The following is a 10,444-nucleotide window of genomic DNA, read 5'->3' on the forward strand; positions in this document are numbered from 1 at the left end:
ATGCGCAAATTCGGACTTATCGGCAAAAAGCTCGGGCACTCTTTCTCCAAAAAGTACTTCACGGAGAAGTTCGCACGGGAGGGTATACACGACGCACAGTATGAGCTGTACGAACTGCCGGAGGCGCAGGCGCTGCTGACGCTGTTGCAAGAGGAGCCAGAACTGGCGGGCCTAAACGTGACCGTGCCGTACAAGGAAGCAGTATTGCCGCTGCTGGACGAGCTGGATGCCGCCGCCGCCAAAATCGGGGCCGTGAACACCATCAAAATATCCGAAGGAAAAACGAAAGGCTACAACACCGACTATATTGGGTTTAAAGCCTCGCTGGAGGAGTTCTTCCCCCCGCAAGAGCAGATGCAGGCGCTGGTGCTGGGCACGGGCGGGGCCGCCAAGGCCGTCTGGACTGCCCTGGATGACCTGGACATACCCTTCAGCACCGTGTCGCGCACGCCAACCCCGGGCGGGTTGAGCTATGCGCAGGTGACCCCGGAACTGCTGCAGACCTACCCGCTGATCATCAACACAACCCCCGTGGGCACGCACCCGCACACTGCGGAGGCGCCTCCCTTGCCCTACGCGGCACTCACGCCGGGGCATTATCTCTACGACCTGGTATACAACCCCGAGGAAACCCAGTTTATGAAGCACGGGGCGGCGGCCGGGGCGAAAACCGCCAACGGGCTGGCCATGCTGTACCGGCAGGCCGACGCCGCCTGGGACATCTGGAACAGGTAACGCGCAGGTTGGTTCTCGGTAGCAGCTACTGGCGCTAGGCCTCCCGAAGGCCGGACCGGGTTATATATCGCGCAGGGTAACTGGCTTAAAGTTATGCATATACTGTAGCATAAAATTGATTTAGTGCAAGTACTGCCTGGGGTGCCTTCGTAAAAAGCACGACACCAGATGCCCAGACGATGACACACCTCAATGCCCTGAAGCAGAAATCACACGCGTTCCATACCGAAGTATATGCCTTGTACCTTGCCTACCGCGACAACCGCATAGCCTGGTACGTGCGGGCGCTCCTGGCCTTCGGCATAGGGTATGCGCTGAGCCCGGTTGATCTGGTGCCGGACCTGACAGCAGTGTTCGGGTACCTGGATGACGTGGTGCTGGTGGCCGTTAGTGTAAGCCTCTCGTATCGCTTGCTTGCCAGAGGCGTGCGGCAGGAGGCGCGCCTGCAGGCCCACGAGGAAATGAGCGCCGTGACCGCGACATCGGCCGTAGCCCTTAAAGTGCTGAGCTTTGCCTGGCTGCTCCTGCTAACGCTGGTATTCGTTTTTAGCTATAAACTGCGCTATCTGCAAATGGCCTGATTTGTTGCCTATACATCATTTCTTAGTAAAAAGCGAAGCCCCCGGCAGAACCGGGGGCTTCGCTTTTTATGTGTATATTGATTGCACCATGTAGGCATGAAATATATTTTCAGGCCGATGCAACCAATGCGTCGGCATCAGACTCATGAGAGTGTGTAGGGCAAACTAAACAGGCAGTTTTTGAATCTCTTTACAAAACCAAAATCAGAAGAGGACAAGCTCATAGCGGGGTGCATTGCGGGCAAGCGCGAGATGCAACGGCTCCTGTATGACCAGTTTTCCAAGAAGATGATGCTGGTTTGCCTGCGCTACGCCCCCACCACGTTCGAGGCCGAGGACATCATGCAGGATGCCTTTGTGAAGGTGTTTGCCAACATCGGGAAATTTAAGCGGGACTGCCCCCTGGAGTTCTGGGTCCGGAAGATCATGGTGAACACCGCCCTGAAACACCTGCGCGGCAAGCAGCTCCTCACGGTGTCGCATGAGGCGGAGGAGGTGAGCAACATAGCCGCCGACGGCTTTAGCCTGACGGGCTACACGCTGGACGAACTGCTGCGCATGGTCCAGAGCCTTGCGCCCCGCTACCGGATGGTGTTCAACCTCTACGCCATCGAGGGTTACAACCACAAAGAGATAGGGGAGATGCTGGATATCTCAGAAGGCACCTCCAAGTCACAGTATTCACGCGCGAGGGTCATTTTACAGCAGATGATCACCCGCCAGGAAAATAACTACAAAGACCATGTCATCAGCAGCTAACCACCAGCGCGGAAAACTCGAGGATGAGTTTAAGAACCGCATGCATGATGCTGAGGCGACTCCGTCTCAGGATCTTTGGGCACGCATCGACCATCACCTGACGGTGCAGGAGAGCAGCCAGTACAAAAAACGGATGGTGTTTTACCGCCAGTTAGCCGCCGCCTGCATTGCCCTGCTCGTGTTGGCGGGTGGTGCGGGAGCCTATTATTTCAGCAGAGCCCCACAGGGAGGGCCGCAACTAGCCACCACGCCTGCACCCCATGCCAATACCCGGAGCAGCAGCGAACGGGCAGAGGCAACCTTACCCGCGCATACCCCTCCGGTGCATACCCCAGCGGCCATAGCCGCGACACCTGAACAGGCGACCGCCGCCAGTGGCCCGCAGACCCGCAACCGCACTGCTGCGGGCACGGCAGCGCCAGGCACAGCGGCAGCTACACGGCATGAGGTTGTTGCCCTTGCCCCTGTAGCTTCCGAAACCGTTTCCCCATCAAGCCGCTTCCGTATGGATGCCGTGTCGGAGCCTTCCGGCCTGGGCAACACAGCCAGAGCGTCTTTCCAGCGCCACACCTCCATACAGCGAACCATGGAAGCGCTGGCCGAAAGGGCAGCCTTCAACGCCGGGACATTTTACAGGCAGGCAGGCAGCAGCAGCATTCCGGTAGCCGCACAACGCGCCGATGCCGAATTCAGGCAGCAAAGCGAGGTGGTGCTGGCCCGTGCCCGGCAGCAGGACGAGGCGCAGCCAGCCGTGGCGTATACTGACGAGGCGCTGGGCGGTATAAAAAAATCTAAAAAAGAAAAGCGCGACGAAAAAAGCCGCTGGTCAGTTGGGATGGCGTATGCCCCGAGTTATTTCGAGCAGAACATAGGTGCGCCGAACCAGGCAATGGCGATGTCAAGCAGGCAGAGCCTGATGCCGAGTGTCGCCTCGGCCGCAGACATGTCGGCTATGTATATGGACGAGGCGCGGCAGGAGTATGATGCCTCCACAGACCCCGGCTTCTCGTATGGCGTCGAGGCCAAGACCGGCTTTAAGCTCGGGAAAAAGCTGAAGCTGCTTGCGGGGCTGGGCTTTTTGCAGAACACTGCGCGATCCAAAGCCAGCTATGTCGTGCAGCCGTCGCAGCGCAATATGCCTTTCGGCATGAACGCATTCAGTGCGCCAGCCACCGTTTTCCTGCCTGCCCTCAGCGCTGGCCCGGCAACAGACTCTTTGGTGGTGGCCAAACGGCCGACGTATGACGTGGAGTACCGCTATCGCCACCTCACGGTGCCTGTGGGGCTCCAGTATGAAGGCAATATCGGCAACGATTGGTTCTGGTATGGCGGGGCGGGTGTGGCGGCCAATATCCTGCTGCAATCCAGCATCATCAGCGCTGCCTCGGATGTGCAGAGTTTGGAGTATGACCGCAACGAGCCCTCGCCGTTCCGCAAGCTGCAATGGTCGGGCAATATGTCAGCCGGTGTCGGCAAGCGCCTCGCCGGGAATATGTCGGTCACGCTGGGGCCGGAGGTCAGGAGCTACTTCACCACGATGCTGGCTGATCCCGGAAGCACGCAGGCCTCACACGGAAAGCCTTATACCGTCGGGATGAACATGGCCGTGAACTACGAGCTGGGCGGAGGAAAAAGAAGCCGCTAATTTTTGCATCCCATGCAACCCCGGAAGCGGTTGCCGGGTCATTCAGGTGCGCGCGCGTTTTGGCGGCAGTTTTGCCACGCCGCTCGCCAGCCTTTTACAAGTGCCGTCTGCCTTTCTACGCTATGAAAACTGCCTTTCTGGCTGTGGTGCTCTATCGGGTACCCAGCCTGAGGGCTCCAAACGAAACCATCAAACCATGAAAACCTTTTTGTCTGCGGTGCTTGTTTCTCTCTGCCTTTTGGTGCTGGCCGCAGGCTGCTCAGAGCGGAACGATCCTGCCCCTGCCTGCCTGCAGGCCGAAGTAATAGGGCCAGACAGCTGCCAGCCGGGCTGGCACATCCTAAAGCTGCAGGACGACGCCACCCTGACCAGCAGCCAGAGCAACAGCTACATTGGGCAGTTGCACGGCGGCTACGTGACGGCCAGCAACCTGCCCCAGGCATACCAGCAGCCAGGCAGCCGCCTGAACCTAACCCTTGAGGTAGACGACAGCCCCACCCAGGTGTGCGTGGCGGTGCACATTTTATACCCCCCGGTCCGGGTGAAGCGTGTATGCCAGGCCGCCGCGGGAGACTCGGATTAGCTATACCCTGCATTTTGTTTAGTGATTAGTGTTGTGATTAAAATTGGTTGATTGAAGTAGAAGGCCTGCCATACTGTGGCAGGCTTTTCTGCCTACCAGCGGTGTACTTCCCCCGCCGGCAGGGATTGGCAAAATCCGGGGCCAGCGCATGCGCAAGGGACGGCAGGCATACAATAATCAGGGCAGAAAGAAGTTTAGTATAGGACAATATCTTTCTGATAGCGAAAATATAGTGTTATATTTGGGGCTGATTTAAAAATAGGCTTTTCATACTTCTTTTGCGGAGGTTACAGCATGCGTTTCATCAGTGCGCGCACAGCGGATAGCGAAGTATCGGGTGTCCGTGGTTTCCGGTCCGCCGCATTAACCCAATACCAAACCTTAAGGGAGAATCTGTTTACGACAGTATAAAACAATATGCAATTTTCAAGATTAAAGATGCTTCTGCAAAACAAAGTGACGCTGTTGCTTTGCTGCTGCTGTGTAACGCTTGCCTCCTGCGAAGACCCCAACGAGCTTGGGCTCGGCCTGGTGGATGACAACATCTCGGGCAAATTCACCGACACGCTTACGGTAAACGTATCCACGGTATACCTCGACTCGGTTGTCTCGTCGAACTCAGGCGCTCTGTTGGCCGGGCAGTATACCACGCCGTTCAGCGGCACGCTGCAGGGCAGCGCCTTTTTTCAGGTTGGCCTGAGCAGTAGCACCTGGACGGTGGCAGAAGACGCCACCGCCGACTCGGTGAAGCTGATCATGCCATACACCAAGTATAGCTATGGCGACACGACACAAGCGGTTTCCTTCTCTGTGCAACGCCTGACGGGGACCATTACCCCGCGCAAGCTGTCTCCTTACTTCTTCAACGAGGCGCCGCTGTCCTATTTCTACGCCGATAACGTCCTTTACAACGCCAGCACAACCGGCGTGGCAGCGGATGAGCTAGCCGCCTTTACCGTCATCCCGCGGCCCAATACCAAAGCCGACACGATTGCCGTCTCGCTTTCCGGTGAGTTGGGGCAGGAGTGGCTCAGCCTTAAAAAGGCCGGAGACGCCCGCCTGACAAACGCCACAGACTTTCTGACCTACTTCCCTGGCCTGAAACTTACCGGCACCGCTGGCAACGCCATGGTCGGTTTTTCGACGGCGAACTCCAAAGTGAGGCTCTATTACTCAGAGACGGTGAATGGCACCAAGACGGCCCGCAGAAGGGATTTTGCCATCGTGAACCCCGGCCTGCAGTACAACCGCTTTGAGAGCGACTTTACAGGCACGCCGCTTGAGGGCATCGAGCGGGGCGGGGCGCCAGTGCCAGCCGCTCAGACAGACAACTTCAGCGTGGCGCAGGGAGGCGCAGGGCTGATGATCAAGGTAGAGGTTCCGAACCTTGCCAGCTTGAGAGGGCAGTTGCCAGCCGACCTGATCAACAGGGCCGTGCTGATTGTGGAGCCGCTGGCCAACACCACGCAGCACCCGTATCCGGTGCCGAATTCATTGGCGCTTTATACCACCAACAGCGCCAATATTCCGCTTACGCCACTGCCACTCCATCCGAAGCTTGTCCCTGCTAACAACCCCCTGGCGGTAGCCTATGTGGCGCCAACCGCGCAGTACCCCAACGGACGGTATGACTTTAACCTGACGCCGCACCTGGTGGAACTGCTGAAGAGCGAAAAAACCGGTGGGCTGACCCTGTTGCTGGCACCATCGATCGGGGGCTTTACGCAGGAAGTGAGCAGAGTTGTATTAGGCGGCCCCGAAAACCAGCAAAAGAGCATCCGACTCAAAATATATTACACCACCATTAAATAAGAATTGCTGAGCGATGCGAAACCTGTTTAAAAACATGCGATTACTAACAAGCTTATTGTTCTTATTCTCCCTGACCCTGCTCACCTCCTGCGACAGCGACGAGCTGGACGGCCTGGTGAGCGACTGGGCCCGGAAAACTGACTTCGCGGGCACGGCGCGCACAGGGGCTGTCGCCTTTACCCTCGACGGCAAGGCATACGTGGGCACCGGCTTCGACGGCAAGAACCGCCTGGCAGACTTCTGGCAGTATACCCCCGAAAGCGACTCCTGGACGAGAGTGCAGGATTTTCCGGGTGTGGCGCGCAGCGGGGCCGTGAGCTTCACGGCAAACGGCAAAGGCTACATCGGCACGGGCTACGACGGCACGAATAATCTGAGGGATTTCTGGCAGTATGACCCAACCACCGACACCTGGACACAGGTTGCCGATTTTGCGGGGACGGCCCGGTACGGCGCTATCGCGATGGCCCTGGAAAACAAGGGGTATATCGGCGGCGGCTTCGACGGGGCCTACCTGAAGGATTTCTGGCAGTATGACCCAGCCTCCGACACCTGGACGGAAAAACCCAGCTTCTCGGGCGCAAGGCGCGTGAACGGCTTTGCCTTCGTTGTGAATGGCAAGGGCTACGTAGGCGGCGGCCTGAACAACGGGATTCTGGAAGCGGACCTGTTTGAGTACACCCCTGGAACCTCTACCTGGCGGAACCTGAAAAACCTGAATAGCAATGACCGCAATTCAGGCGAGTACCCATCCCCCCGAACGTATGGAACCGTGTTTGCCGTGCAGGACAAAGCTTACCTGGTAGGTGGCACCGACGGGCTTACCCCAACCAACAATGCCTCGATGAAGGATGTATGGGTATACAACCCCGCCACCGACAAGTGGCGTGAGTTGGAGGCAGAAAACTTCAGCCGTTCTGAGCGGGAGAGTGCCATCGGGTTTTCCATCGGCGACTTTGGCTATCTGGGCTTGGGCAGGACCGGGTATACGCGCTACAGCGACCTGTGGCAACTGAACATCACCAAATAGCGGCACGCAAGCCCTGCTCGTGCCTATACTGTCCTCACAGCAAAGCCTGCCCTTCCTGAGCAGGCTTTGCTGTTTTAGTGCTTCTTGCAAGAGCTTGGGTAAGTGCTAAACAGATTGGCAAACCCATAAACTAACTGCCCGTTTTTCCTGTTATAGCTTCTCTATACTAATCCGTAAAAACAACCCATGGATTTTCAGCTGACATCAGAATTCAAACCAACCGGCGACCAGCCGAAAGCGATAGCACAACTCACGCAGGGCATCCGGAACGCAGAGCCGTCGCAGGTGCTGCTGGGTGCCACCGGCACGGGCAAGACCTTCACCATGGCCAACGTGATCCAGAACGTGGGCAAGCCCACGCTGGTGCTGTGCCACAACAAAACGCTGGCCGCCCAGCTGTATGGCGAGTTCAAGCAGTTTTTCCCGAACAACGCAGTGGAGTATTTCATCTCGTACTACGACTATTACCAGCCGGAGGCATACATCGCCTCCTCGGATGTGTTCATCGAGAAAGACCTGGCCATTAACGAGGAGATTGAGAAACTGCGCCTCCATACCACCTCTGCGCTGCTTTCGGGCCGCCGCGACATCGTGGTGGTGGCGTCGGTGTCGTGCATCTACGGTATTGGTAACCCCGAGGAGTTTGGCAAGAACGTGCTGCACCTGGCTCCGGGGCAGCGGTACAGTCGCAATAACCTGCTGTATAACTTTGTGCAGATCCTGTACAGTCGCACGGAGGCGGAGTTTACACGTGGAACATTCCGGGTGAAGGGCGATACCGTGGACATCTTCCCGGCCTATGCCGATTTTGCCTACCGCCTGTATTTCTTCGGCGATGAGATGGAGCAGATCCACCGCATCGACCCGCAGTCGGGCAAAAAGCTGTCGGACGAGAAGGCGATCACTTTATACCCCGCCAACCTCTTCGTGACGGGCAAAGACACGCTGCACCAGGCCATCAACGAGATTCAGTTCGACATGGTGGCCCAGCACGAGTACTTCCTGAAAGAGGACCGCCCGGCAGAGGCCAAGCGCATCAAGGAGCGCACCGAGTTCGACCTGGAGATGATCCGCGAGCTGGGCTACTGCTCCGGCATCGAGAACTACTCACGCTACTTCGACCGCCGCGCCCCGGGCGCACGGCCCTTCTGCCTGCTCGACTATTTCCCGGACGACTTTATGATGGTGATTGACGAGAGCCACGTGACTGTGCCGCAGGTGCGCGCCATGTGGGGCGGCGACCGCTCGCGCAAGGTGGCGCTGGTGGAGTATGGCTTCCGGCTGCCTGCCGCCATGGACAACCGCCCGCTCACGTTCAACGAGTTTGAGAGTATGATGCACCAGGTGGTTTTCGTGAGCGCCACGCCCGGCGATTATGAGATGCAGCGCTCCGAGGGTGTGATTGTGGAGCAGATCATCCGCCCGACTGGCCTGCTGGACCCTGTGATTGAGGTGCGGCCTAGCTCGAACCAGGTGGATGACCTGCTGGACGAGATCGACGAGCGCGTGAAAGAAGGCGCGCGCGTGCTGGTTACCACCCTGACCAAGCGCATGTCGGAGGAGCTCACCAAATACCTCGACCGCCTCAACATAAAGGCAAAATACCTGCACTCGGAGGTGAAGACGCTGGACCGTGTGGAGATTCTGCGGGAGTTGCGCCTGGGTGTGATTGATGTGCTGGTGGGTGTGAACCTGCTGCGCGAGGGCCTTGACTTGCCGGAGGTGAGCCTGGTGGCCATACTGGACGCCGACAAAGAGGGCTTCCTGCGCGACCAGCGCTCGCTCATACAGACCATGGGCCGCGCCGCCCGTAACGAAAAAGGCAAAGTGATTATGTATGCCGACCGCATGACGGGCTCGATGCAGCGCGCGATAGACGAGACAAACCGCCGCCGCGCAACGCAGGAGGCCTATAATATTGAGCATGGCATTACGCCGCGCACCGTGCTGAAGTCGAAAGACGAGATATTTGAGCAGACCACCATGGCCGACTCGATAAAGCGCGAAGTGAAAATATATGCCGGAGCCGAGGACGTATCTATCGCCGCGGAGCCTGTGATTCAGATGATGAAGCGCGACGAACTGGAAAAGCTGATCAAGAAAACCGAGAAGCAGATGGAAGCCGCCGCCAAGGACCTCGACTTCCTGCAGGCCGCCAAGTACCGCGACGAGCTTTCGGAGCTGAAAAACCTGCTGAAAACAAAGCGCGAGTAGGTATAAATCGGGTTGAAAACAGAACGGCACCTGTGGTTTAAAACTGCAGGTGCCGTTCTGTTTTTGAGCTTTGCGGCCATAGCGGGCAAGTTACAGGCAGTCCCCGCAGACACCGCAATGCGCGTGAAGTTTAGGGGCATTTAAAGGAAAGAGTTGTTATATTAGGGATGAAAAATCTGTTTTATGACATACCCTGATTCTGAAGTATTCTCGTTCCGGGCAGGCTCCCCACAGGACGCTGAACTGCTAGCCGACCTGGGCTGGCGCACTTTTAAAGAAGCCTTCGGCACAGCCAACAAATCCGATGACATGGCCGCTTTCCGGCATACCATGTATGGCGTGGCCCTGCAGGCCGCCGAGCTCGCTGACCCCACCACAGCGTTTGTGATCGCAGAGGTGGAGGACGAGGCGGTAGGCTACCTCAAGCTGAACTCCAAACCCGCCCCCCAGGCCATACAGGCACAGCGCCCACTGCAAATCGACCGGCTATACATTACCCGCACCTGGACAGGCAGCGGCCTGGGTGACCTGTTTATGGAGCTTTGCCTGCAGCAGGCAAAGCAGCACGAGCGCGATGTGGTCTGGCTCACGGTATGGGAGCACAATGCCCGCGCCATACGCTTTTACCAGAAATACGGCTTCCGGGAAGTAGGCGAGCTGGACTTTATACTGGGCAAGGATGTGCAGCGCGATGTATACATGCAGCGGGAGGTATAGCCTTTGCAGAAGTAATGTGGATTAGAGAAGCAAAGTCCTATCTTAAAGTTATGGGAAAGTATGTCTTCCGATGGTTTAGAAATTTCCCACAAGTTTATGTCAAACTGCCTTCGTGCATAGTGCAGCTAGCAAGAGTGGGTACTCCTGCTAGCCGGTAGTTGTAGGTCACTAAAGTTATGAATCTGACTCAATACGAATACCTAAATAAAATATTGGCGGTTGTGGACGCTTGTCAGGTCGATTGCAAGATTAATTTTTCATTCAATCTGCCAGCAGATTTTTATGACCTTTCTAAGAAGCTGTTTTAAAAGGTAATTAGGGATAAAAAAAGTGCCCACTTTGGTTAAGATAGTTATTCGACCAACTAA

The 10,444-nt window shown here is 57.0% G+C and carries 9 protein-coding genes; all 9 read left to right on the top strand.

Annotated elements, in window-relative coordinates; all coding sequences use genetic code 11:
- The gene (locus MKJ04_RS19265; protein WP_241643300.1) at nt 1-735 is read left to right on the top strand and encodes a shikimate dehydrogenase family protein; all 735 of its coding nucleotides are present in this window, start codon (nt 1-3) and stop codon (nt 733-735) included.
- A 179-nt stretch (nt 736-914) separates the two neighbouring features.
- Entirely contained in the window at nt 915-1,316 is a 402-nt protein-coding gene (locus tag MKJ04_RS19270; RefSeq protein ID WP_241643301.1) for a YkvA family protein, read from the top strand.
- Nucleotides 1,317-1,496: 180 nt separating this feature from the next.
- On the top strand, nt 1,497-2,075 hold the full coding sequence (locus MKJ04_RS19275; RefSeq protein ID WP_241643302.1) for an RNA polymerase sigma factor: 579 nt from the start codon (nt 1,497-1,499) through the stop codon (nt 2,073-2,075).
- A complete protein-coding gene (locus MKJ04_RS19280) occupies nt 2,059-3,720 on the top strand; it encodes an outer membrane beta-barrel protein (protein WP_241643303.1) in 1,662 nt (553 codons plus the stop codon). The genes MKJ04_RS19275 and MKJ04_RS19280 overlap by 17 nt, the downstream gene beginning before the upstream one ends.
- 196 nt (nt 3,721-3,916) lie before the next feature.
- Nucleotides 3,917-4,303 carry a hypothetical protein gene (locus MKJ04_RS19285; protein ID WP_241643304.1) on the top strand — a complete coding sequence of 129 codons (387 nt, stop codon included), beginning with the start codon at nt 3,917-3,919 and terminating at the stop codon, nt 4,301-4,303.
- Nucleotides 4,304-4,741: 438 nt separating this feature from the next.
- Nucleotides 4,742-6,115: a DUF4270 family protein gene (locus MKJ04_RS19290; RefSeq protein ID WP_241643305.1), complete on the top strand. Its 1,374-nt coding sequence runs from the start codon at nt 4,742-4,744 to the stop codon at nt 6,113-6,115.
- 34 nt (nt 6,116-6,149) lie between these two features.
- Entirely contained in the window at nt 6,150-7,145 is a 996-nt protein-coding gene (locus MKJ04_RS19295; RefSeq protein ID WP_241643306.1) for a Kelch repeat-containing protein, read from the top strand.
- A gap of 186 nt (nt 7,146-7,331) precedes the next feature.
- On the top strand, nt 7,332-9,359 hold the full coding sequence (uvrB, locus tag MKJ04_RS19300; protein ID WP_241643307.1) for an excinuclease ABC subunit UvrB: 2,028 nt from the start codon (nt 7,332-7,334) through the stop codon (nt 9,357-9,359).
- Between the two features lie 183 nt (nt 9,360-9,542).
- Nucleotides 9,543-10,076: a GNAT family N-acetyltransferase gene (locus MKJ04_RS19305; protein WP_241643308.1), complete on the top strand. Its 534-nt coding sequence runs from the start codon at nt 9,543-9,545 to the stop codon at nt 10,074-10,076.
- The last annotated feature ends 368 nt before the right edge of the window (nt 10,077-10,444 follow it).

The organism is Pontibacter sp. E15-1, assembly GCF_022601975.1.
GTDB lineage: Bacteria > Bacteroidota > Bacteroidia > Cytophagales > Hymenobacteraceae > Pontibacter.

Bases quoted from the DNA above. Each gene is read 5' to 3' on its own strand.
- MKJ04_RS19265 (WP_241643300.1), top strand. From the start codon at position 1: ATGCGCAAATTCGGACTTATCGGCAAAAAGCTCGGGCACTCTTTCTCC.
- MKJ04_RS19270 (WP_241643301.1), top strand. From the start codon at position 915: ATGACACACCTCAATGCCCTGAAGCAGAAATCACACGCGTTCCATACC.
- MKJ04_RS19280 (WP_241643303.1), top strand. From the start codon at position 2,059: ATGTCATCAGCAGCTAACCACCAGCGCGGAAAACTCGAGGATGAGTTT.
- MKJ04_RS19285 (WP_241643304.1), top strand. From the start codon at position 3,917: ATGAAAACCTTTTTGTCTGCGGTGCTTGTTTCTCTCTGCCTTTTGGTG.
- MKJ04_RS19290 (WP_241643305.1), top strand. From the start codon at position 4,742: ATGCTTCTGCAAAACAAAGTGACGCTGTTGCTTTGCTGCTGCTGTGTA.
- MKJ04_RS19295 (WP_241643306.1), top strand. From the start codon at position 6,150: ATGCGATTACTAACAAGCTTATTGTTCTTATTCTCCCTGACCCTGCTC.
- uvrB (WP_241643307.1), top strand. From the start codon at position 7,332: ATGGATTTTCAGCTGACATCAGAATTCAAACCAACCGGCGACCAGCCG.
- MKJ04_RS19305 (WP_241643308.1), top strand. From the start codon at position 9,543: ATGACATACCCTGATTCTGAAGTATTCTCGTTCCGGGCAGGCTCCCCA.